Source organism: Vibrio sp. D417a (assembly GCF_030248595.1).
In the GTDB taxonomy this organism is placed as follows: Bacteria; Pseudomonadota; Gammaproteobacteria; order Enterobacterales; family Vibrionaceae; genus Vibrio; species Vibrio alginolyticus.
This window is the reverse complement of record NZ_JAHGAM010000001.1, coordinates 65,750-87,292: the sequence shown is the minus strand read 5'-3', so window position 1 is coordinate 87,292 and position 21,543 is coordinate 65,750. Positions and strand designations below refer to the sequence as shown.

The following is a 21,543-nucleotide window of genomic DNA, read 5'->3' as shown; positions in this document are numbered from 1 at the left end:
ACTGCTATTTGTCTTAGCCGTACAGGGTACGAGACGTAAAGATAGGTAAATTAACGTCAAGAAACTGAATGAATAACTTCACTAACGTGAAAAATCAGAGATATTATAGTCACTTCAAAACTTTATTATTCAATACGTATGGCAAAGACCATTTTTAATATAGAAATTCAAGTTATAAGTATTATAAACAAAACTTTTAAATACTAACAAACCAGTAAAATCCAAAATTATTCAACATTCCATTAATTTAAATTTCATGATGGCCATTTTGATGATTGAATTTAAAGAGGAGTTAAGTGACAAGTTAAATAAAAAATACCCACATAACACAGGTAAGACCGAGAGGGGTGTGTCATGTGGGTTTAAAACGATAGTTCTCTTGCTAATTCGAACTACCAACGTTGGGATGCAATGGAAATACAAATGACTCAGAGTTTCCATCACGGACACTTTATCGCTGGATTTCCCTCTATTTGTTAGGGAACAGTCAGCACAATAAAAATAGAGAAGTAATACCGCAAAAATAAAAATAGAGGTTCAGGGTTTAATTTACACTTAAAATAACTACTATATTCACGCCATGAAGCATTAATAAATTCAACAATAAATATTTATTAAGTTAAATTTACTTATTGTCAGCACACTGTTAGTTTTACTCCTAAATACACTGGTCAGATTTGTTTATTTTACTAATTTTAGTTGCAATACAACTTCTAATTAATTCATGAGAAAAACATGCAGCGACAATTAACTCTTTCACCGATTTATTTATTAATCGGGTTAGCCTCCTCGACGGCGTATGCCGGTGGTTTTCAAATTAACGAACATTCTGCGACGGGTCTTGGTCGTGCTTTTGCTGGTGATGCCGTCATTGGTGATAATGCATCTGTAGTCAGCCGCAACGCCGCAGCGATGACGCTGTTTAAACAAAGTGCCTTATCGTTCGGTGTCACTTACGTCAAACCTGACGTTACCGTTAAAAATGCGCAATATCATCGAGCTAACATTAATGCGGATGTCAATGTTGGTATGGGCGGTTTTCCTCCGTCCCCTCAAGTTGACATTACCCCGTCCTTCTCTCAAACCGTGACCGACATTGATGACGTCGATGGCGTTGGTCAACCAGCCGTTGTACCCAATTTTTACTTTATTCACCCTATCAACGACGACTGGTATCTAGGCTTATCGGCATACTCCAACTTCGGAACCGACATGGAGTTTAAACCAAACTATGGCGCACCTGTTTTTGGCGGTGTCACCAGCGTAGCGAGTGTCAACCTTGGCGCAAGCTTGGCATACAAGGTGAACGATCGTTTTAGTATCGGTGGTGGTATTGATGTGATTTACGGCTCTGGTGAGCTGTACCGCGATATGGACGTGGGTGTTTGCGTTGGTGGGAACATACTTGGAAACGAACTAGAACAACGTTGCGGAGCCGTAAAAGGCAACGCACTTGATGTGGAAGCTGGCGGCATTGGGCTTGGCGCGAACATTGGCATGATGTACGAGTTTAACGAACGTCATCGCTTGGGTTTGAGCTACAAGCACAGCCCTAACATCGATGCCAAGGGTGACATCCACTTTGCTGGCGAATCGTACGACTCACTTGCTATGCCGCTACCGGATATTGCGGAGTTTTCCGGTTATCACCGCGTCTTACCTAAATTTGCCCTGCACTATTCTGTGCAGTGGATTGGTTGGTCAGCATTTGACAGCTTGAAAGCTGATGATCAGTTGCTAAAAGATTTTCAGTGGCAAGACTCCGCGCACTACTCCATCGGTGCGACTTGGTACGCCAATGAACGTTGGACACTTCGCACGGGTTACATGTTCGACAAAACACCTGTCGATGAGCTGACTTCGCTTTCTATCCCAGATTCGAACCGTCACTGGTTATCTGCGGGTGCCTCTTACCAATGGTCATCAGATACCACGGTTGACATCGGCATGACGTACTTGATTGGTGAAGATGTCAACGTAGAAGAGTACGCGTATGAAGGTGTTCCTGCACCGATGGTAACGGGCGTGACCCATTCAAATGCGTTCCTAATTGGTGCCCAACTCAGCCACCGTTTCTAATTTGTCAGGCAGTGATCAAACCTCTAGGTCATTGCCTTGTAACAACGCTTATCGAAGCGACCGAACAGAGACATTATTATGAACAAAACACTACTTGCTTTTTCACTCTCACTTCTCACTCTAAGCGCGGCTCAGGCTTCGGAATGGGGCTATGGCAATGACAAACACGGGCCAGAACACTGGGGAGAAATCGCCAAAGACTGCGCAACCACGAAAAACCAAAGCCCAATCAACATCGACAACCCAGCCGATGCAAAACTGGAAGCACTGAACCTTTCGTACACTGGTCAGGTCATTGGTTTAACCAACAATGGTCATACGCTGCAAGCGCAAGTGAATGGACGTAATAGCTTCACCATCGATGGCGAGACGTTCGAGCTGCAACAGTTCCATTTCCACACACCTTCAGAAAACCAAATCAAAGGCCGCCAATATCCACTTGAAGCGCACTTTGTACACGCCAACGCAGACGGCGAGTTGGCGGTAATTTCGGTGATGTTTGATGCTGGCGATCAAAACGCAGGGCTGTCTAAACTGATCAACGCAATCCCACAAGAGAATCAAACCACGTTCTTTAAAGATACGTTTGAGATTAACGACTTACTGCCAAAAACTGCAAACTACTATCGATTTAACGGCTCTTTAACCACACCACCATGTTCAGAAGGTGTGCGCTGGTTTGTGCTTAAAGACACTCAAACCTTATCCAAAGATCAAGCCGAGAAACTGATGGAAGTCATGGGACAAAACAATCGTCCGCTGCAACCGCTAAATGCGCGCGTTGTACTTTCTAACTAAACGCCACATCCGATAAGGGGCATCGTATTTGCCCCTTATTTTGATTCGCTCTAACCTCACTTCGTTACAGGAACCCCCAATGAAAACTCCATCTGTTCTGTCACTCTTACTCGCACTCGCCCCGACATTCGCCTTCTCTCATAACCTTTCTGTCGGTCAAACCACCCCTTCCGTCAGCATTGATACCTATGGCGAAATGACGCTGCAAGGAGACGATGTGGCTTATCAACCTTGGGCAACTCAGCAGATGTTAGGCAAAGTCCGTGTGATACAAGCCATTGCAGGTCGTAGTAAAGCCAAAGAGATGAACGCGCCGCTGATGTCAGCAATCACTGCCGCTCACTTTCCTGAAGGTCAATATCAGACCACAACCGTGATCAACCAAGAAGACGCCATTTGGGGGACCGGTAAATTTGTAAAATCGTCGGCAGAGGACAGCAAAAAGACATTCTCTTGGTCTTCCATGGTGTTAGACAAAAATGGCGTATTAGCAACAACTTGGGATCTACAGCAAGAAAGTTCTGCGATTATCGTACAAAATAAACAAGGCGAAATTTTATTCGTGAAAGAAGGGGCTTTAACTCAAGACGAAGTCACACACGTCATCGAACTGATTAAACAGAATATCTAAACCTAAGATAAGGAAAAGCTATGAAACTGTTCAACACCATCGCACTCTGTCTTTTAGCGGCTGTAGCCTCTTTCCAATCGGTTGCAGGAGACAACGATTGGGATAAGATTGCAGATAAGACCGTCAGTTTTAAATCGGAAACCGACACAGTCAATCCACTGTCACCATTTGCTAACGCTCGTTTCAGCCACATAAAAATCAAATGTACGCAAGGTACGGTCGATCTGAAAAGCGTTAAAGTAATCATGAAAGATGGTCAGGAAAAGACGTTCGACAGTTTAGGGGTTCTGACTAAAGGCATGTCATCAAGAAGCTTAAGCCTACCAACAAAAGATAACGCGAAGTTAGACAAAATCGAGTTGAACTATGAATCGGTTGGCAGCACTGCGCTGCAAGTCGCGGGGGTGACAAAAAAAGCGCAAGTGGAAATCTTAGGTAAGAAAATCGACGAGTAAGCGATGGCTCAACGAGCTCACCCAAACTAAAAACAGCGGCACTAGGCCGCTGTTTTCATTAAAAAATCGTAATGAATAACTAAATGAATTTCTTCAGCTTCGCCAAACCATAAGCAGCGATGGTGACACAATCTTTGATCGTACCGTCGATCATCATCTGTTCGAACTCCTCAACCGAAAAAGCACGAGCGATCAAATCCTCTTCTTCACTGTCGAGTTGATTGCCCACGTCCGTTAAATCAGTGGCGAAATAGACGTGACATGTCTGATTCAAAAAGCCGTATGCGATAAACTGCGCGCCGACATACGCCATGGCGCTCGCCTGCATGCCCGTTTCTTCACGCAGCTCGCCTTTGGCAAGCTCAAGATGATCCGCATTTGGGTTTGATTCCCACGCCCCTTGTGGGATCTCCCAACAACGTTGACCTACGGTGTAACGGTACTGCTGAACCAAGTGAATCATCCCGTTATCGATAGCCAGAATCGCAGCACAATCAGGTTTGTCGACCACACCATAGATGCCCTCTGCGCCGCTCGGACGTAAAATTTTGTCCTCACGCACCGTCATCCACTTATTCTGGTAAACGACTTTGCTGTCTAACTGTTTGATGTCTGACATGGTTATTCCTTGATTTTTCTGAGGGTTACTGCGGAATAATACCCGATTCGGTTACGCCACCAAAATGTTCTTTAGTTCACTCAAAGACTCAACGGTGTAATTTGGTGCGATACGCTCATCGACGCTTGCGCCTGTGGTATTTAACCAGCAAGTTTCAATACCAAAATTATTACCACCCAGAATATCGGAATGCAGGTTGTCACCCACCATCAGTACGCGCGTTTTGCAGGGGTTGCCCATTTGCTGCATCGCGTATTCAAAAATACCTAAGTCCGGTTTTGCTACGCCCACTTGTTCAGAGATCACCACTTTATCGAAGTACTCAGTCATCCCTGTGCGCTCAAGGCGAATTGCTTGCAACTCTGTAAAACCGTTGGTGATGATGCCCATTTTAGCTTTGCCTTGCAGCGCTTCCATCAGCTCTTTTGCACCTGGCAACAAGCTGCAAATATCGGCCATCGCTTCTAAAAATGCGCTGTTGAGATCTGCTGTTGTAGTATTCAACTTCTCAGCCCACTCGGTAAAACGCTTATGTTTTAGCTCATCTGCCGTTACTTTGCCGTCTTGGTAATCCACCCAAAGCGGTTTGTTTACGGTTTGGTAATGAGCAAAATCTTGTTCAGTAAAATCTACGCCTTTGCGAGAAAACATAAGCTGCAAACCTTTGAAAGCATCAAAGTGGAATAAGGTTTCGTCAGCGTCAAACAGGATCCAATCGTACTTCATTTTCTTCTTCCCAAAATCAAGGTCGTAATACTGGTGCATAGTCTAGATTGTTTTCTTCTTGAAGATAATCTCTATAATTGGAAATTAATTGTATCCTTGTGCTCAACAATAAATGCTTCACGATAATAGGAGATTGATGTGAACGCGATTGCCTCCCTGCCTGTTTTTGTTGCTGTTGTCGAATGCGGCAGCTTTTCCCTTGCGGCCAAACAGCTGAATCTGACGAAATCGGCGATCAGCAAACGCATCAACCAACTAGAAGACGATTTGGGCATTCGTCTCCTTAATCGAACCACGCGTAAGCTGAGCCTGACCGAAGCGGGAGAACGCTATTTTGAGTACGCTTCTCAAGCGCTCAATCTGGCCCAGCAAGGCGTGGACGCGGTATCGGAGCTGCAAGGATCTCCACAAGGTCGGCTCAAAATTACCGTGCCGATGTCTTTCGGTGTGCTGCATATCGCGCCTTTGATCAGCGAGTTTCTCGCTCGTTACCCGAAAATTGAAGTGGATTTAAACCTCGAAGACAAAATGGTCGATTTGGTTAAAGACGGTTTTGATTTGGGGATCCGTATTGGTGAACTCACCTCTTCCAATCTAATCGCAAAACGTCTCGCCCCTTGTAAAAGTGTGCTTTGTGCCTCACCAGATTACTTAGCGGAGTTTGGAACACCACAAAAACCAAGTGATTTAGTCGGTCACAACTGCCTGCGCTACTCCTATTTCCGTGGCGGCGTCGAATGGATGTTCATCAACAATGGCAGCGAATACAAGGTGCTTCCAAAAGGAAACTTTATCGTCAATAACAGCGAAGCCATTCGCCAGTTGCTGTTAAGAGGTTCGGGCATTGCTCAACTGCCGACGTTTATTGCAGGAAGAGACTTTGCTGCAGGAAATCTAAAACCGGTGATGGAAGAGTATTCTCTACCAGAACACGCCATTTATGCGGTTTTTCCTGAGCGCAAGCACATGCCGTTGAAAGTAAGAGCTTTTATCGATTTTATCAGCGAAAAACTCGGCACAGATTTACCTTACTGGGATCGTTACAATAGCCCAGAAAAATAACCATATTGATGATAAGTGAGTGAGATTTCACTACTGACATGTTCTGACATTCCATCCGCGTAACCTTATTTGGAACTCAACAGGCAATCCGCCAAAACCAATAAGGAATCACAATATGGAAACCGTTATCGAAACTGTGCAATTTCGTCTAACCGCAGGCACAACAGAGCAAGACGCGATCGCCGCTGCCAAACAGTCACAAACGTTTGTGAAGAATCTGCCGGGCTTTTTGTATCGCTCACTCAGTCACGAAGCGACGGACGATGTGTGGACAGACATCATTTACTGGCGTTCAATGGACGATGCAAAACAGGCGGGAAAACAGATTAAGCAAGCCATTGAATTTCAGCCTCTGTTATCAATGATTGACTGCGAAGGCTTCGAGCTTAAACATCACAACTTAAAAATGTGCAGTGAGCTAGAGAAGTAATCAGCCACACTACCACTAACAACCAGTAGGTCTAGATAAGGAACATCATGAGCAAATCAGAACGACTGTTTGAGCTACTGACGCTTATGCGCGCAAAGCGTTACGCCGTGACAGCGAAAGAGCTCGCAGAAAGAATGGAAGTTAGCGAACGTACGATTTATCGCGATATTCAGTCGTTGCTCAGTTCTGGTGTTCCTATTCAAGGTGAAGCCGGTGTCGGCTACCTGTTGCAAGCTGGCTCTCATCTGCCGCCTTTGATGTTCTCAGAAAAAGAGATGATGGCGCTTGAACTGGGTATGCGGATGGTTCGAGCCTGGTCGGATGTTGAACTCGCCGAAGCGTCTCACTCTGCGTCCACCAAAATACTTTCGGTATTGCCCGATAAGCTCAAACAACAAGTGGAAGATTGTCCGCTGATTGTGCCCGATTATCACACCCAATCCGAGACTGCCAAACGAGGGCAGCTTCTGCGCCACGCGATTGATCATCAGTTTAAGGTCAGTTTGGATTACCAAGATGAAAGCGGACAGGTGACCGAAAGAAAAATCCAACCGTTAGGCCAGTTCTTTTGGGGCAAAGTCTGGACGCTGGTCGCCTGGTGCGAATTGCGCGATGACTACCGTCAGTTTCGCCTCGACCGTATCCAAGCACTGCGTATGCACGATGAAGAGTTTCAGAGTGCGGAAACCAAATCTCTCAAACATTATATTGCGCAGTATGAATCGAAAGATTGAGTGTTCTTCATCCTTCCATCACAAGGATTCTAAATTGCTCTGCTCAATGCGCGATATTTGGAAAGGTACATTTGGTTAAACTAATGTTTCATTTTTAACAGATGCGCAACCAATCTAAGATCGTTAACTTAAGTAGCACGTCAACCACACCGGAGTGTGAAGCTATGAAAGTACTGATTCAATACACCCAAGCAGGGAAATATAGAGATCAAGCGTGGGAGTCTTTAACTCTTCGATCTAAAGGTGATATGCAGGCCGTTACCCCTTCTTATGCTGCCCAACTTATCGAACAAAGCAAAGCGACACTTGTGATGACTGAGGAGCAACAAATCGTTATTCATCCATAACCGACTATTAGCCTTGTTTAACCAACCTTTGTTAGTTGTGCAAGGCTTACATCTCGCCATTACACGTTATCCATTTTATACACGACCAACTATATTTACATAAAAATCAATAAAATAGTTCTTATTTTCGTTCTCGACACTCCTTCAAAACGGCCTTACATTCATAGCTAAGATATAGGTTATCTGTTAGTCTCTTTATTTCTTCATGATAAAAATTAGGATAAAACCTTTGAAAAAGCATCGGTTTATTATAAGGATAGGTGCAATATGCAATTGATCTGGAACATTATTGGATACTTAATGTTCTCTGGTGTATTAGTTATTTTTTTTCAAACATTCTTTATAGGTATCATGCACCTTTTAATGCCAAAAGACATTGTCAATAGCTACTTTAAAGAACCTTATTTTAACACTTTCGAACTAGCTCTATTTACAGGTTGGCCTTACGCATTTTTCCGAACATTGATGTTTGTTCGTTTAATCGTTCAACCTAACTCAGGTAAAAAACGAAAGTTACCCGATGTATCCCAAGAGGTGCCTAGGTGGTACCGTCTATTATCCTTCATAATAATATGGGTAATTATCATAAACTCTACAATGTTAGCACTTGTATTTTTTATCGCAGGTTTTTTATCACTAGCAAATCATGTATGACCTTCACTTATCCAACCAAGTTTAATATCACACTTTAAATGTAAAAAATCACATTAACAATTTCATACAAATAATAAATACATCAGCTAATTTGTAACTTTTTAAAATGAAAGTCTAGAATGCAAAAAATAAACCTTTTTAAATATAGTTTTTTGTTAGTATCTGCACAAACAAATTATTAGCTAGAGGTGCTCTGTGTCGGGATTATTTGAGTATAAAATAAAAACTCATGATAACTTATCATCAATTATATTAAACATGTATGGTACTCCATATGAAAGGCTAAATTTATCACTTGATAATAAAAAGCTTACGAGTCTATCCGCATCGCTCGAAGTTGAGGGTTACCTGCGAATGCTCATATAGTTAAACAAGCCGAAAAACTGAATAAAATAGCTCAAGCATCTAAAGTGGGCGGACATGTTTTAGTCGGTGTTGGTCTGACGGCTTCCTGCATTCAGATTGCGAATACACAAGACCAACATGAGAAGAATGAAATTTTTGTTGAGTCAATAACTAGCACAGCTGTAGGAATGGGTACCAGCGCGTTAGTCGGTCTATTTTTAGTATCAAACCCTATTGGCTGGGGGACTGCCATTGTACTCGCTGCCGGTTCAACGGCTGTAGGTTATGCATCCGGTAAAGTGGCAAAAAGCTTTTATAATTCAATTGAAAGCAAGCCAAACTTAGTCGCTAGTACTGGAATAGAGTCTATATGCAGCAAGTAATCACATTTCTTTTTTACACTTTAATGACTGGTGTGATTATTATTTTCTTACAAACCATTTTTATCGGTGTCATGCACTTTCTGATGCCGAAGGAGATTGTTAGGAACTATTTTAAAAAACCATATTTTAATGAATTTGAGCTTTCTTTATTCACAGGGTGGCCTTACGCATTTTTCCGAACATTGATGTTTGTTCGTTTAATCGTTCAACCTAGCTCAGGTGAAAAGAGAAAATTACCTAATATTTCTAGAGAAGTACCAAAATGGTATCGTTATTTGTCGATTCTATTACTGGGTATTATCATTGTTAACTCTGTTGTCGTTGCCCTGACTTTATCAATTGGTGCCGTTCTTTTAGCAATTGAATGAGAAATTAACATTAAAATATAACGATGTACTCGACGAAGAGAGCTCAGTCAGAACTCTCTAATCGCCAGTGTTATTGCATACTGATCTCTACTCTTCTTCGTTGAGACGACGAATCAACTTAGCTGGCGTGCCTCCGTATAGACAATCTGGCGGCACATCATGGTTAACGACCGAGTTCGCCGCAATCACCGAGCGAGCGCCAACTGTTACACCTTGGTTGATGACGGAATTTCCGCCAATCCACACATCATCTTCAATCGTGATAGGTTTACAAAACGTTTCCCAACGTCGACGACTTCGGTAATCAACAGAATGAGAAGCGGTATAGAATTGCACGCTCGGTCCAATGAGCACGTGGTTCCCGATGGTAATTTTGGCACCATCGAGCATGACCACGTTCATGTTGATAAAGGTTTCTTCACCTATTTCGATGGTCTTACCAAATTCACAATGAAAAGGGGACTGGACAATACAACGGCCTACCTTGCCAAATAGCTGCTTTTGCAATTCGTCGCGCTGACTTTCGTCGGTGTTATTATTAAGTGCTCTAAGTGCTTGAAGAGCATGGCTTCTAATGGCGTCAATTTCTTTGTCCATGCCATCAAAGACCTGGCCAGACATCATTTTTTCTAGTTCTGTCACTGGAAGACTCCTACAACCTGCAATTACTGCTTTCAGATTCTTCACAAGGTACGTGAATTGCGAAATAAAAAAAGAGAAAAGCCCGGACTTTTCTCTTTCCTGTTTTTATATTTTGTGGAGTCTGTCGGCTTACACAATTTCCCAGCTGTGGGTCATCTCAACACCTTCACCTAGCATTAAGCAAACCGAGCAGTATTTTTCTAGCGAGTCAGCCGCCACTTTTGCTACGACTGCTGGGTCAAGCTCGTCACCTGACACTTCAAAGTGGATATTCACTTGCGTAAAGATACGCGGTGCGGTTTCACGACGCTCTGTGGTTAGCTTGGCATTAACTGACGAAACCTTTTGGCCTGCTGTTTTCAAACCATCAACAACATCGACAGAGCTACAGCCACCAGCAGCCATTAGTACCATTTCCATTGGGCTTGGTGCGGTTGCACCACCATTGCCATCCATCACTACGGAGTGGCCCGACTGAGATTGCCCAAGGAATTTAAAATCTTCTATCCATTTAACTTCAGCTTGCATGATTTACCTCATTTAGCATCGCTTATTCAAGGCATCGTTGCCCTTACTAGCGGTGTGTTTCTTGTCGATACTTTAGCTCTATCGCATAAAAGGGCAACGGAATTTTCAACATTACTGTAATTTTTTCGCTCGGTTACCTTTCTCTATACGTAACACTTTTTATTTAAGTAACACTTTCTACAAAAATAACGATGAGGTAGCTATGAAGAATATGTCTAAGTTATTGGCCGGTTTCTCCTTCGCACTTCCAGTCTTGTTTCTACTATTGAGTAAAACAGGTACCGCCGATACGATGGATAAGCTGAAGGCTTCAGAGAATACAAGAATCGCAACGCTAGCTGGCGGTTGTTTCTGGTGTACAGAATCGGATTTAGAGCAACTGCCCGGCGTAATCGATGTTGTATCAGGTTATTCAGGTGGTCATATTGAAAACCCGACTTACCGCCAAGTCTCTTCTGGTAAATCTGGTCATATTGAAGTGATTGAGGTGAAGTACGATCCTGCTGTTGTGAACTACGAACAAGTGCTGGATTACTTCTTCCGTCATATCGACCCTACCGACGATAAAGGTTCATTTGTTGACCGTGGTCCTCAATACCGTCCGGCGATCTTCTACCATAATGCGGAGCAAAAGCAGATTGCTAAGCAGTTTATGATGGAAATCGACAAGGCGATGATCTATCCAAAACCGTTGAAAACAGAGCTGATCGAGTTTGAAAAGTTTTACCCTGCGGAGTCGTATCATCAGGATTACTACAAGAAGAGTAGCCTGAAGTACAAATACTACCGCTACGCATCAGGTCGCGATAAATATCTCGACGAAGTATTTGGTGAAGATCGAAAAGAAAGCCCTAAAACACTTCGACAGTTGATTGAAGAAAAAAAGCTGCTTTCGAAAGTGAAAGTGTACAGTAAGCCTGCTCAGTCTGAAATCAAATCAAACTTAACAGAGCTACAGTATTACGTGACGCAAGAAGAAGGCACGGAGCGTCCGTTTGATAATGAATACTGGGACAACAAAGAAGCGGGAATTTATGTGGATATTGTGACCGGTGAACCGCTATTTTCTTCTACTGATAAATACAAATCTGGCACAGGTTGGCCAAGCTTTACTCGACCAATTAACCCGGGTTACATCGTGGAGAAAACCGATTATAAACTACTCTACCCTAGAACGGAGATCCGCAGTAAGTTTGGTGATTCACACCTAGGTCATGTGTTTAAAGATGGTCCGAAGCCGACGGGATTACGCTATTGCATGAACTCTGCTGCGATGAAATTTGTACCTGTGAACAAGATGGCGAGTTTAGGCTACGGCGATTACCTGTACCTATTTGATAAGTAGTTTTAACCAAATTAGGAGTGAACATTCAGCGCGATGAAAGGTTTTAAATCCAACCTTCCCATGAAAGTCTGTCCGGTCTGTCAGCGCCCATTTTCTTGGAGAAAGAAGTGGGCGCGAAATTGGGAGGAAATCGTTTATTGTTCTGAGCGTTGCCGAAGAAATAAATCAACGAAAACGTAGGTCACTCCGACCCTCTCTGGAGTATGTTATTCCCTTTGTATTAACGTTTGTACGCGTTCTATTACCAAGGTAATAACGTCCCATCATAAGCCCAAAACGCCCCGCTATCTTGCGGGGTTGCTTTTTCTATCAAACCTAATAAATCCTTTGCGACTCGCTCTGGTGTGAACAGCTTTGCCTCTGGCACATTGGTTTGAAAAGGTGCCGACAAAGCGGTGTCTGTAGTACCTGGGTGAAGTGACAGCACCGTGCCATGCTTGACCATTCTTTGCCATTCGATCGACATGGTTTTGAGGAACATGTTTAATGCGGCTTTCGATGCTCGATAGCTGTACCAACCACCTAACTGATTATCGCTAATGCTGCCAACTTTGGCTGAAATGGTCGCAAACTTAGGTGCAGTACTGCACTTTAGCTTGGGCGTGAAGTATTTTGCCAACAGTAAACTTGGCAAAGTATTGACCGTGATGGTTTGCTGAAAGAAGTCTGCGTCGAGCGAGCTAAGATTCTTCTCAGGACCTTTCTCTTGGGTGTGCAACATACCAACACAGTTCACCAACCAATCGACGTGTTCAATCTGCTCACTGAACACTTGTACCTCCCCTTCTTGCGATACATCCACTTGATGCCAAACGACATTTGGGTGTTGCCAATCTGGTTGCTGCTTACGATAAGTGGCATGCAAGTGCGCTTGAGGGAACCGAGCTGCGGCTTCTTGAACCATCGCCAAACCAATTCCACCATTGCCACCGACGATGAGTATTTCCATCACAAGTTCTCCACGTTTTCTATGTAGTGCTCTGCGGTATCAAGAATCGCTTGGCGTTGCTGTTCTTCCATGTTGTCCCAAGAGCGGAAAATCATCCCGATTCGTGGATTGGCTGCGAGGCGCTTGTCGTGCTTGTTCATAAAGCGCCAATAAAGGCTGTTAAACGGACACGAGCCTTCCCCGCTCCTCGCCTTATTGTCGTAATGGCAACCCTTACAGTAGTCGCTCATTTTGTTGATGTAAGAACCACTCGCCGCGTAAGGTTTGGTGCCAACAATGCCGCCATCCGCAAACAATGCCATGCCACGTGTGTTCGGCATTTCGACCCATTCAATCGCATCAACATAGATACCGAGATACCACTCATCCACTTGATCTGGGTCGATCTCGGTTAGCAAGCAAAAGTTACCAGTGACCATCAAACGTTGGATGTGGTGTGCGTAGGCATAATCAAGGGACTGACCAATCGCATTGCGCATACAGGCCATTTTGGTTTCGCCACTCCAAAAGAAGTTTGGCAGCTTTCTTTCTGCGCCCAGCTCGTTCTTTTTCGGGTAATGAGGCATGTTCGCCCAATAGACGCCTCGAATGTACTCTCGCCATCCTAAGATTTGGCGAATAAACCCTTCGACTTGAGAAATGTCGATGTCCGCGTTGGAATGAAATGCCTTGAGTGAAGCATCAATGACTTCTCTCGGGTGCAGCAATTTGCTGTTAAGCGAGAATGAAATTCGGCTGTGATACAAGCTCCACTTCGCATCGTGCTGGCCTGTCATAGCATCTTGAAAACGTCCGAATAACGGCAGACAGACTTGGCAGAAATGCGCGAGTAAAGACAGGCTTTGCGCACGATTGATCGGCCACAACAAGTCTCCTTCAAGATTTCCGATGGTTTTGATGTCATGTCGTGCCAACCGCTCAGTAATATCGCGCACGTCGGTACTGAACATCAAAGGTTGTGGCAGTTGTTCAATGTCTTTGGCTTTTAGCTTGTTACGGTTGTTGGCATCGTAATTCCATTTTCCGCCGACGGGCTTTCCGTCTTGCATCAAGATGTCGAAGCGCTTGCGCATACGGCGGTAAAAGTGCTCCATCATGATGTGTTTGCCTTGAGGAAACTGCGATTCTATTTCCTCAAACGGCAACAAAAAGTGTTCCGAATCGACACAACGCGTCACGACCCCATCAAGCTTTAGTTTGGCTAACTGCCCTAGTAAACGGTATTCATCCGGGCGTTGATATTCAAACTTACTTGCACCAACTTCGCTCACGTAGTGTTGCAAGACTTGCTCAAGATCGTCGAAGGATTGTGTGTCATCCAGTGTGAGATGCAGAACTTGATGACCTTCACTCTGACGCTCTTTCGCAAACTGTTCCATTGCAGAAAAGAACGCACACACTTTCTGAATATGATGCGTGACGTAAGTATTCTCTTGCTTGAGCTCCGCAATCAGGTAAAGCACTTGCTCATCCGGTTGCTGAAACCAAGAGTGCTCACTGTTAAGTTGATCGCCCAAGATCAATCGTACGGTTTCAAATTGCATTACGGTTTCTCCGATGACGAAGCTTTGTCACTGCTGCCCATCACAATCGGCCAGTCGACCATGTCTACACTATTCAAATGCGCGCCAGGACAACGACCTTGCCACCTATCGATGAACTCCATGTGCGGATCGTACATTTCGGTTTGCTTTTCGAGGTTGAATTGTCGTGAACCACGCGGATCAGCACCAACGCCCGCTAGGTATTGCCAATTTCCCCAGTTTGATGCCACATCGTAATCGACCAGTTGTGACTCAAAGTACGCCGCGCCATAACGCCAATCGAGGCCAAGTTCATGCACCAAACAACTGGCGACTAACTGTCTGCCACGATTCGACATATAACCGGTTTCATTAAGTTGGTGCATACACGCATTGACGATAGGAAATGGCGTTTCACCTTTCTTCCATTGTTGGAAACGGTGCGCGTAAAAGCTGGTGAGTGGTGCTCGATTTTGGATGCCACCGAATCGGAAGAGCTGTCGCTTGTGTCGACGGGCATACCAATAAAAGTATTCACGCCAAAGCAGTTCGAAGTAAATCCAGTAGGTTGAATCATTTGCACCATTCGCGGCTTCATAGCGTTTCAACATGGCATAAATAGTTTTCGGAGAAACGCACCCATGAGCTAGCCAAGGAGAGAACTTGGTGGAGTAATTCATGCCATCTAAACCATTGCGTGTTTGTTTGTATTCACTGGCTAGTGTGGAAGCAAAATACTGGCGACAATGTTCAAGCCCGCGGCTTTCTCCACCATGAAACGCAGCTTTTGTGTCAAAGTAATATGCAGTAACGGAAGGAAGATTCACACCTAAGGGAATTGGAGGTAACGAACGGACACTCTCGTGGGGCCGAGAGATGTCTGAACCTTCAACTTGCTTTCTAAACTGCGTGAAAGTGGTAGGCAGATTGCTCAAGTCAAATGGTAGTTGTTCTTCCCTTAACAGGGTCCGGATTGTTTGCTGTTTTGTTTTTACATGAGAAGCGCCTTCAGCTACGCGATCTAACGCTTGTTGCTCATCCGAACCGGGAAAGGCGTCAGCATATATATGTGTGACGCCGAAGCGATTAACAGCATACTTGATTGCTTGATCGGGCGTTAGTTCAACCGCCCATAATCGCTGACCAAGGTGATTCAAAGATTGATTGAGTTCACTAAGCGATGAGTCGAGAAACTGCAATTTCGCGCGCCCGAAAGAGGCTTCCTGCGCAAAGTGATGCAAGTAAGGCGTCATTGAAGGGTAGCAATACAAGCAAATTAACTCGTCCATTTCTACACTGGCGCTTTTCAACAGTGGGTTGTCGTGCAATCGCAAGTCGTTCGTGAACCAATAAAGTCCTATTTTCTTTTTCAATTCGCACCCTCAGATGTTAATTCTTCGTCTACGAGTTCTTTTCACGGAGACCCTGACGTTAAGCCTTTTGATTTTCTTGCTTTTATACGAAAACGAGAGATTGACGATCATTAGGTTACTAACGTTTACACGGAATCCATTTGCTGGATATCTCAAAACACGCAATACCACCAAATACCTGTACATGTTTCATACTGATATTTTATAAAATTTGAATCCAACGGTATTGATCACGATCTTAATCACTCATTTTCTATATAAACCATGCAAAAGTGATAAAAATTAAAGCGACATTAGTTAATATCCGTTAATCTAAGCCCAATCCCATTTTGCTAGTACCATCGCAGAAATGACCGACGAGTTTAAGAAATCAACCGCTAATTTAAAAAAAGCGGTCCCACTGATGATCAAAAACCATGTTGCTGCCACGCCAGCCAACTACGCGCTTTGGTATACCTACGTTGACAAGACCATTCCAGAACTCAACTTTGAGTTAGACATGGTGTTAGAAAACTACGGTATTTGCCCTCCAGCAACCAATAAACAGCTTTACAACAACTATGTGGCCAGCAAAGCAGAAACCAGCCTTGAAGATCTTAGAACCAATGTAGAAGTTCTGCTACATGAAGTATCCAGTTCAATGAGCGATACGATTTCAGATACTTCCTCCTTTTCCGAGATGGTAGACAAAAGCTTTAATAAACTGGAAAAAGTTGAGGACAATAGCCTAAGCATTGAAGAAGTGATGGTAGTGATTCGTCAACTTGTCGCAGAGTCACACGAAATTCGTCACTCAACAAAGTTTTTGAATAGCCAATTGACTAACGCGAGTGAAGAAATTTCTCGCCTCAAAAACCAACTGGCTGAAGTACAGCAAGATGCGTTGTTCGATGGTTTGTCAAACCTATACAACCGCCGAGCATTTGACAAAGATCTCTCTTCACTTATTGCATCAAATCAGGCAATGACCTTGATCATGCTTGATATCGATCATTTCAAATCATTTAACGACAATTACGGGCACCTTTTTGGCGATACAGTATTAAAAGCCATTGCCCGCCGGCTACAACAAAGTTGTCGAGATGGGATATGTGCGTACCGTTTTGGTGGTGAAGAATTCGCGTTAATTGTACCTAACAAATCTCTGCGAATTGCTCGCCAATATGCAGACACACTACGCCGGATGATAGAAAAACTGCGTATCAGAGATAAGCGCTCAGGCACACAAGTTCACAGCATTACCGCTTCTTTTGGGGTAGCAGAATTTGAGCTGGGTGATACGCCTGAAGCCTTAATCAATAAAGCCGATAAACAGCTTTATGAAGCAAAACAACTCGGTCGTAACCGCGTGATGCCAATTTAAATAAACTGGCTAAGCGAAAACGACTTTTATGATAAAAAAGAAAACCCCGCGCTGTAAAGTGCGGGGTTTTTGTATCCAATCATGAGTATCTTAATCGACGCTGTAGCAGTAACTTAGAATGTAGTCGTCACCATTTTTTGCGGTATATTCTTTATCTTCACTGCATGCCATCGGCTTACCTTTTTTGTCGCCTTTGATTAGACTTATCCAATGGCGCATCGCGGTTGGTGCATTGCCAGTTAGTTCAGGATGAAACGTCGTGCGAGTTTCCAATTGAATATCATCAATGTCCACTAATTCCACGCAACCAGTGCCTTTATGACAGCCAAACAGCACTTCTACATGATTGCCCGAATCATCTTTGAACAAAATCGACTTTGGATCTTCCTTTTCACCAGTGTACGCCACGAAGTGTTTTGGGCTTTTCAGGCCGCTGTGTGTACCGTCTTTGAAATAAGCCAAAACATGGCGGTAATCAATCACGTAACTTGATACGTCTTGGTGCGACCCGTTCTCCAATGGGAACATGCGGTCAAGCAGTTGCTTCGCTTTTACTTGTTTCTCACTCTGCTGCTCAGCACTTACCGCTTCGACGGCAAATACGGCTTCAGCGATAAATGGGCGTTGTTGTTGTTGCATCTCTTTTTTATCGAAGTTCAGCATATTCATCGTCATATCCTCGCACTTAAAAACTCGTCCTAGAGTAAAAACTTAAATCCTTTATTTAAGTTTCAGGCAATTCTGTGAAGTGGATGGTTAATTTCCTTGCCTGCTCATTATGTAGACTAGCGAAATATTGACTACAATTTCACAACAAAAATTTTACAATGTGAATTTTACAAAATGTCTGTGTCAAAAAGCCTTATTCGTCAGTCTCATTTTCTTGGTACGAAAATTCGTAACCTAAGAAAAAACAACCATTTAACGATGGAAGATTTGTCTGCCCGTTGTGTAAGAATTAATCCAGAGTACGCTCCGTCGGTTTCTTACCTTTCAATGATTGAGCGCGGAAAACGCGTACCGAGTATCGATATGCTCGAAGTGATCGCGGAAGTTTTTCAAAAAGATCCGGCGTGGTTTTTAGATGATGAACCCGAATTAGAAGCCATCACACCCAACAAAGGAAATCGTGGCGGGATTAGTGGCATGGCGTTGGAGCCGAGCTTCCTGTTTTCCAATGATATTCTTCAAATCGCGATACCAGAAATGCTCTCCCAAACAGGTATCACGGGGCGTCAATTCGCCCACTTACTGATCCGCGCACACCAAGAAAACCATCAAAACCATTTTCCTGATTTAGAGCGCGCCGCCGAAGAGGTCGGCTTGAAGCGGCTGAATCTATCTGTAGAAGATCTCGTAGACATTGCAAAGAGTATGGGATTGGATATCCGCTGGGTAGATCGAGCGCCACAAGATGTGATTGATGAACTGGGCGTCAGCGCCAAACAGTTGATTACGTCTTTCATGGAGCCACCTGGGACTATTTATCTCAATAAACGAATGCGTGACTATCCAACCCGATTGAAGTATGACTTGGCGGTATATATCGGCCATCGAGTGCTCCATAGCAGCGATGCAATGAATAACGTTTTATCTATCGGGCATCAAAACAATTGGGAGCAAATGGACAGCCCTGTGTCGAACTCTGAACTCAATTCGCAAGATATCCTGCAAGCTTGGCGTGATTTTGAGTCCAGCTTTTTTGCTGGTGCCTTGCTTTGCCCCAAAGTACCATTTCGTCAGTTGCTTGACCGCTCCGGTTACGAAATTGATGTTCACAAAAAGGCCGGCGTTTCTCCTTCCGTTGCAATGCGTCGCATGACGGTGGTCTCGCCTTACCCTCATTGGCACTATTTTGATGCCTATGGCCCCGGCAAGTTAAAAGCAGTGTATCGAGGAAATGGTATTCCATTGCCTTGGGGCAACATGCGCAAAGTAAACGACCCTTGCCAGCACTGGGCGGTATTCCGACGCCTTTCCCAGCCTTTGGATACCAGTTCAGCGCAAATTTCGATTTTAAATGTTGGCGACGAGCCACGTATCTACTGCTGCGAATCGGTCAACGTATTTGACCCTGCGGGAAATAATCGCGTGCTATGTGCCGGTATTGATCTTAACCCTGCTATTTCTGCACAAGGTGGCGATGCCGTTTCCATAGCGGAAGAACTTAAGTCCCTTTGTGTCGCTTCCGGCGGAAGTAGTGTTATTCCTCCCCACATCAAAAAAGACTTAACGACTATCGCTAAGATATTAAACATCAACTGGATAGAGCGCGGGATTCAAACCCAAGCAAGGTTGATCTGCTCCAGAGGGGCGGTTTGTCCAAGACAACCTAGTTGTTACAGCAAGTGCGGAGAAGCTGATGAGACGGGCAGCGACGTGAATATCATCGGGCTTTAGAAAGAAAAAACGCCAATCACAATAAACGTGATTGGCGGTATATACTTGTGAACAATTTGTATTCACTAACAACGTCAGTTGGCTAGGTGACCCTCGGCTTAATAAGGGTCACTCTAAGTAAAGCACGATGCGTGCCAACTTTAAAAAAGCCGTTTTTTAGTAGATCCAGATGCATATCGTTGCTTTATTAACCATTAATTTCGCAAACTGCATTTGCAAAATGCAACATTATGCAAATATGCCACTGAATGCACTGCTAATAACGACTCTCTCAGCAAAGTGTCTGTGAACATATGAAGTCACATATTCTTGCACCTCAATGATGATGAGATTTCGGGCTCCCAACTTTACCATTCCTCTAACCCCTTATTGAAACTGGGTTCAGGCTCATCCGCCATGCTTTTGTTGATACATTCTCTCATCGGCTATTTTCATCATTTGCTCAGGAGATGACATTTGCGGGTCAAATATCGCGTACCCAATACTGGCTTTCAAATAGATAAGCGTTTCATCGTAAATGACGGGCGTAGAGCATAGCGCTAATCGAAGTTTTTGTAGAAGAGACTGAACATTTTCTTCCGTTCCTGGGTGATGAACTACAACTAAGAACTCATCACCGCCCATTCTGGCCACGATGTCTGATTTACGCAGAGAGCTTTTTACCCTTTCAGCCGTAGCGATTAAAACTTTGTCACCTGCGTCGTGACCATAGGTGTCGTTAATGTGTTTAAACCTATCTAGGTCAATATTAATTAAGGCGAAGCTATAACGCTTTTTATAACGTTTCGCTATTTCGAACTGCTGCTTGTAAAACTTCATAAAATAGCGACGGTTTGGTAAATTCGTGAGTTCATCGTGTAAAGCTCTGTCATCTGCAATGGTATACAGTCGATAAATGGCGAACAGCGCGAGGCTAAGTGCGAATATAATGGGATAGCCGATTACTCTAGCTAAATGCAACTGATGCCAAGAGATTTGGCGATCAGCTTTGCCTCCAGAGAAAACCACCATACTCCACCCACCATAAGGAAAATGAACCATCTCTTTTGCATATACCATGCTATTTATACTTTGCGCGCCAAAGAAAGCATCACCAAATGAGCCACCGCTATCGTAACCACGGATCATTAAAGGGTAACGATACGAGAAATCAATTACGCCGGTTTCTCTCATCAGAGCATCGAAATCAATCACCGCACTGATCACTCCCCAGTAGTCCTGATTCATTGGAGGATCAAGAAAAACAGGCACACGCACGATCAAACCTCGACCACCTTGGATCAATGTAACGGGCCCTGCGATGAAAATTTCTTGTACATCCTTGGCTTTTTGCACCTGTACCCACTGCTGTGGCACTGCGCGGTAATCAAGGCCGATTAGGCGCTCATTACCTTGGCGTGGAAATACATGACTAATTACATCATTTTTCGCGATACCGATGATTGTAATATGTTTACTTTTATTTAGGATTCGGTGAGCGGCGATACTCAATTCTTCTTCTTGGTTTTTAGGAAGTAAAGTAATGAGTGTCGCTAAAGTACTGGCTTTGTAGATATCCGCCATAAGTACCGCTTCCAAATTGGAACGGAGAATGGAAAGTTGTTCTTTGGCCTCAACTTGAACTCGCTCTTTGTGAAGCTCTTGCTGGTTTCGATTTAACAGCTCGATAACCCCAATACACAAAGCGAAAAAGGTGAGGAAGAACAATGCAAAATAGCATCGTTTTCTGGGTAAATAACGCATTTTCTCCCCACAACTCGTATACAATTACGAGATTTTTTATTTATTG

At 43.9% G+C, this 21,543-nt stretch carries 23 protein-coding genes; 14 read left to right on the top strand and 9 right to left on the bottom strand.

The annotated features are described in order from the left end of the window. Positions 1 to 735 precede the first annotated feature (735 nt). The 4 genes from KI742_RS00415 to KI742_RS00400 all read left to right on the top strand — a co-directional run bounded on the left by KI742_RS00415 (position 736) and on the right by KI742_RS00400 (position 3,963). The gene (locus KI742_RS00415; RefSeq protein WP_104976302.1) at positions 736 to 2,079 is read left to right on the top strand and encodes an OmpP1/FadL family transporter; all 1,344 of its coding nucleotides are present in this window, start codon (positions 736 to 738) and stop codon (positions 2,077 to 2,079) included. Between the two features lie 78 nt (positions 2,080 to 2,157). Continuing rightward, positions 2,158 to 2,877: a carbonic anhydrase gene (locus KI742_RS00410; RefSeq protein ID WP_132936966.1), complete on the top strand. Its 720-nt coding sequence runs from the start codon at positions 2,158 to 2,160 to the stop codon at positions 2,875 to 2,877. A gap of 79 nt (positions 2,878 to 2,956) precedes the next feature. Further along, entirely contained in the window at positions 2,957 to 3,508 is a 552-nt protein-coding gene (locus KI742_RS00405) for a YtfJ family protein (protein WP_225496519.1), read from the top strand. Between the two features lie 20 nt (positions 3,509 to 3,528). Then, positions 3,529 to 3,963, top strand: a complete 435-nt coding sequence (locus KI742_RS00400) for a hypothetical protein (RefSeq protein ID WP_005480927.1) — start codon at positions 3,529 to 3,531, stop codon at positions 3,961 to 3,963. 79 nt (positions 3,964 to 4,042) lie between these two features. Here the strand turns inward: KI742_RS00400 and KI742_RS00395 are convergent, their stop codons facing one another. After that, positions 4,043 to 4,582: an NUDIX hydrolase gene (locus KI742_RS00395; protein ID WP_172563700.1), complete on the bottom strand. Its 540-nt coding sequence runs from the start codon at positions 4,580 to 4,582 to the stop codon at positions 4,043 to 4,045. Positions 4,583 to 4,633: 51 nt separating this feature from the next. Further along, positions 4,634 to 5,308, bottom strand: a complete 675-nt coding sequence (gene yjjG / locus KI742_RS00390) for a pyrimidine 5'-nucleotidase (protein WP_005374109.1) — start codon at positions 5,306 to 5,308, stop codon at positions 4,634 to 4,636. A gap of 138 nt (positions 5,309 to 5,446) precedes the next feature. On the opposite strand from yjjG, the gene KI742_RS00385 reads away from it, so the two are divergent. The 6 genes from KI742_RS00385 (at position 5,447) to KI742_RS00360 (ending at position 9,631) form a co-directional block, all read left to right on the top strand. Further along, entirely contained in the window at positions 5,447 to 6,370 is a 924-nt protein-coding gene (locus tag KI742_RS00385) for a LysR family transcriptional regulator (RefSeq protein ID WP_053307145.1), read from the top strand. 115 nt (positions 6,371 to 6,485) lie between these two features. Next, a complete protein-coding gene (locus KI742_RS00380) occupies positions 6,486 to 6,800 on the top strand; it encodes a hypothetical protein (RefSeq protein ID WP_262687842.1) in 315 nt (104 codons plus the stop codon). Positions 6,801 to 6,847: 47 nt separating this feature from the next. Continuing rightward, positions 6,848 to 7,534 carry a YafY family protein gene (locus KI742_RS00375; protein ID WP_005479958.1) on the top strand — a complete coding sequence of 229 codons (687 nt, stop codon included), beginning with the start codon at positions 6,848 to 6,850 and terminating at the stop codon, positions 7,532 to 7,534. Positions 7,535 to 7,698: 164 nt separating this feature from the next. Beyond that, entirely contained in the window at positions 7,699 to 7,881 is a 183-nt protein-coding gene (locus tag KI742_RS00370) for a hypothetical protein (protein WP_021035913.1), read from the top strand. A 1,064-nt stretch (positions 7,882 to 8,945) separates the two neighbouring features. Then, complete coding sequence (locus tag KI742_RS00365; protein ID WP_230237957.1) at positions 8,946 to 9,263, top strand: hypothetical protein; 318 nt, start codon at positions 8,946 to 8,948, stop codon at positions 9,261 to 9,263. Continuing rightward, positions 9,251 to 9,631 carry a hypothetical protein gene (locus KI742_RS00360; RefSeq protein WP_258644762.1) on the top strand — a complete coding sequence of 127 codons (381 nt, stop codon included), beginning with the start codon at positions 9,251 to 9,253 and terminating at the stop codon, positions 9,629 to 9,631. The genes KI742_RS00365 and KI742_RS00360 overlap by 13 nt, the downstream gene beginning before the upstream one ends. Positions 9,632 to 9,718: 87 nt before the next feature. On the opposite strand, the gene KI742_RS00355 is transcribed toward KI742_RS00360, so the two are convergent. Continuing rightward, entirely contained in the window at positions 9,719 to 10,273 is a 555-nt protein-coding gene (locus KI742_RS00355; RefSeq protein WP_031780875.1) for a sugar O-acetyltransferase, read from the bottom strand. Between the two features lie 129 nt (positions 10,274 to 10,402). Further along, positions 10,403 to 10,801, bottom strand: a complete 399-nt coding sequence (locus tag KI742_RS00350; RefSeq protein WP_172563698.1) for an OsmC family protein — start codon at positions 10,799 to 10,801, stop codon at positions 10,403 to 10,405. A 202-nt stretch (positions 10,802 to 11,003) separates the two neighbouring features. On the opposite strand from KI742_RS00350, the gene msrB reads away from it, so the two are divergent. After that, positions 11,004 to 12,146, top strand: coding sequence for a peptide-methionine (R)-S-oxide reductase MsrB (msrB, locus tag KI742_RS00345; protein ID WP_167415760.1), 1,143 nt, complete (start codon positions 11,004 to 11,006; stop codon positions 12,144 to 12,146). A 33-nt stretch (positions 12,147 to 12,179) separates the two neighbouring features. Then, positions 12,180 to 12,326 carry a DUF2256 domain-containing protein gene (locus KI742_RS00340; RefSeq protein WP_005374142.1) on the top strand — a complete coding sequence of 49 codons (147 nt, stop codon included), beginning with the start codon at positions 12,180 to 12,182 and terminating at the stop codon, positions 12,324 to 12,326. A gap of 61 nt (positions 12,327 to 12,387) precedes the next feature. Here KI742_RS00340 and KI742_RS00335 read toward each other — a convergent pair whose 3' ends face one another. From KI742_RS00335 to KI742_RS00325, 3 genes are read right to left on the bottom strand one after another with little or no spacing between them, the layout of a single operon-like run. Continuing rightward, positions 12,388 to 13,095 (bottom strand): SDR family oxidoreductase, encoded by a 708-nt coding sequence (locus tag KI742_RS00335; protein ID WP_285384993.1) that lies wholly within the window; start codon positions 13,093 to 13,095, stop codon positions 12,388 to 12,390. Beyond that, positions 13,095 to 14,639 (bottom strand): cryptochrome/photolyase family protein, encoded by a 1,545-nt coding sequence (locus KI742_RS00330; protein ID WP_285384994.1) that lies wholly within the window; start codon positions 14,637 to 14,639, stop codon positions 13,095 to 13,097. Before KI742_RS00330 ends, KI742_RS00335 begins: the two co-directional genes overlap by 1 nt. Beyond that, positions 14,639 to 15,991, bottom strand: a complete 1,353-nt coding sequence (locus KI742_RS00325) for a DASH family cryptochrome (protein ID WP_285384995.1) — start codon at positions 15,989 to 15,991, stop codon at positions 14,639 to 14,641. The genes KI742_RS00330 and KI742_RS00325 overlap by 1 nt, the downstream gene beginning before the upstream one ends. A 349-nt stretch (positions 15,992 to 16,340) precedes the next feature. Between KI742_RS00325 and KI742_RS00320 the strand changes: the two genes are divergently transcribed. After that, the gene (locus tag KI742_RS00320) at positions 16,341 to 17,354 is read left to right on the top strand and encodes a GGDEF domain-containing protein (RefSeq protein WP_017635511.1); all 1,014 of its coding nucleotides are present in this window, start codon (positions 16,341 to 16,343) and stop codon (positions 17,352 to 17,354) included. 90 nt (positions 17,355 to 17,444) lie between these two features. Here KI742_RS00320 and KI742_RS00315 read toward each other — a convergent pair whose 3' ends face one another. Further along, positions 17,445 to 18,023 (bottom strand): malate synthase, encoded by a 579-nt coding sequence (locus KI742_RS00315; RefSeq protein ID WP_005374156.1) that lies wholly within the window; start codon positions 18,021 to 18,023, stop codon positions 17,445 to 17,447. Between the two features lie 174 nt (positions 18,024 to 18,197). Between KI742_RS00315 and KI742_RS00310 the strand changes: the two genes are divergently transcribed. Beyond that, positions 18,198 to 19,754: a DUF3612 domain-containing protein gene (locus KI742_RS00310; protein ID WP_080773721.1), complete on the top strand. Its 1,557-nt coding sequence runs from the start codon at positions 18,198 to 18,200 to the stop codon at positions 19,752 to 19,754. Positions 19,755 to 20,141: 387 nt separating this feature from the next. Here the strand turns inward: KI742_RS00310 and KI742_RS00305 are convergent, their stop codons facing one another. Continuing rightward, entirely contained in the window at positions 20,142 to 21,497 is a 1,356-nt protein-coding gene (locus tag KI742_RS00305) for a diguanylate cyclase (protein WP_053304658.1), read from the bottom strand. Positions 21,498 to 21,543: the final 46 nt, after the last annotated feature.

What these genes read in the sequence shown, in the direction of transcription:
- KI742_RS00415 (WP_104976302.1), top strand. Translation starts at nt 736, where the DNA reads ATGCAGCGACAATTAACTCTTTCACCGATTTATTTATTAATCGGGTTA.
- KI742_RS00410 (WP_132936966.1), top strand. Translation starts at nt 2,158, where the DNA reads ATGAACAAAACACTACTTGCTTTTTCACTCTCACTTCTCACTCTAAGC.
- KI742_RS00405 (WP_225496519.1), top strand. Translation starts at nt 2,957, where the DNA reads ATGAAAACTCCATCTGTTCTGTCACTCTTACTCGCACTCGCCCCGACA.
- KI742_RS00400 (WP_005480927.1), top strand. Translation starts at nt 3,529, where the DNA reads ATGAAACTGTTCAACACCATCGCACTCTGTCTTTTAGCGGCTGTAGCC.
- KI742_RS00395 (WP_172563700.1), bottom strand. Translation starts at nt 4,582, where the DNA reads ATGTCAGACATCAAACAGTTAGACAGCAAAGTCGTTTACCAGAATAAG.
- yjjG (WP_005374109.1), bottom strand. Translation starts at nt 5,308, where the DNA reads ATGAAGTACGATTGGATCCTGTTTGACGCTGACGAAACCTTATTCCAC.
- KI742_RS00380 (WP_262687842.1), top strand. Translation starts at nt 6,486, where the DNA reads ATGGAAACCGTTATCGAAACTGTGCAATTTCGTCTAACCGCAGGCACA.
- KI742_RS00375 (WP_005479958.1), top strand. Translation starts at nt 6,848, where the DNA reads ATGAGCAAATCAGAACGACTGTTTGAGCTACTGACGCTTATGCGCGCA.
- KI742_RS00370 (WP_021035913.1), top strand. Translation starts at nt 7,699, where the DNA reads ATGAAAGTACTGATTCAATACACCCAAGCAGGGAAATATAGAGATCAA.
- KI742_RS00360 (WP_258644762.1), top strand. Translation starts at nt 9,251, where the DNA reads ATGCAGCAAGTAATCACATTTCTTTTTTACACTTTAATGACTGGTGTG.
- KI742_RS00350 (WP_172563698.1), bottom strand. Translation starts at nt 10,801, where the DNA reads ATGCAAGCTGAAGTTAAATGGATAGAAGATTTTAAATTCCTTGGGCAA.
- msrB (WP_167415760.1), top strand. Translation starts at nt 11,004, where the DNA reads ATGAAGAATATGTCTAAGTTATTGGCCGGTTTCTCCTTCGCACTTCCA.
- KI742_RS00340 (WP_005374142.1), top strand. Translation starts at nt 12,180, where the DNA reads ATGAAAGGTTTTAAATCCAACCTTCCCATGAAAGTCTGTCCGGTCTGT.
- KI742_RS00335 (WP_285384993.1), bottom strand. Translation starts at nt 13,095, where the DNA reads ATGGAAATACTCATCGTCGGTGGCAATGGTGGAATTGGTTTGGCGATG.
- KI742_RS00330 (WP_285384994.1), bottom strand. Translation starts at nt 14,639, where the DNA reads ATGCAATTTGAAACCGTACGATTGATCTTGGGCGATCAACTTAACAGT.
- KI742_RS00320 (WP_017635511.1), top strand. Translation starts at nt 16,341, where the DNA reads ATGACCGACGAGTTTAAGAAATCAACCGCTAATTTAAAAAAAGCGGTC.
- KI742_RS00315 (WP_005374156.1), bottom strand. Translation starts at nt 18,023, where the DNA reads ATGAATATGCTGAACTTCGATAAAAAAGAGATGCAACAACAACAACGC.
- KI742_RS00310 (WP_080773721.1), top strand. Translation starts at nt 18,198, where the DNA reads ATGTCTGTGTCAAAAAGCCTTATTCGTCAGTCTCATTTTCTTGGTACG.
- KI742_RS00305 (WP_053304658.1), bottom strand. Translation starts at nt 21,497, where the DNA reads ATGCGTTATTTACCCAGAAAACGATGCTATTTTGCATTGTTCTTCCTC.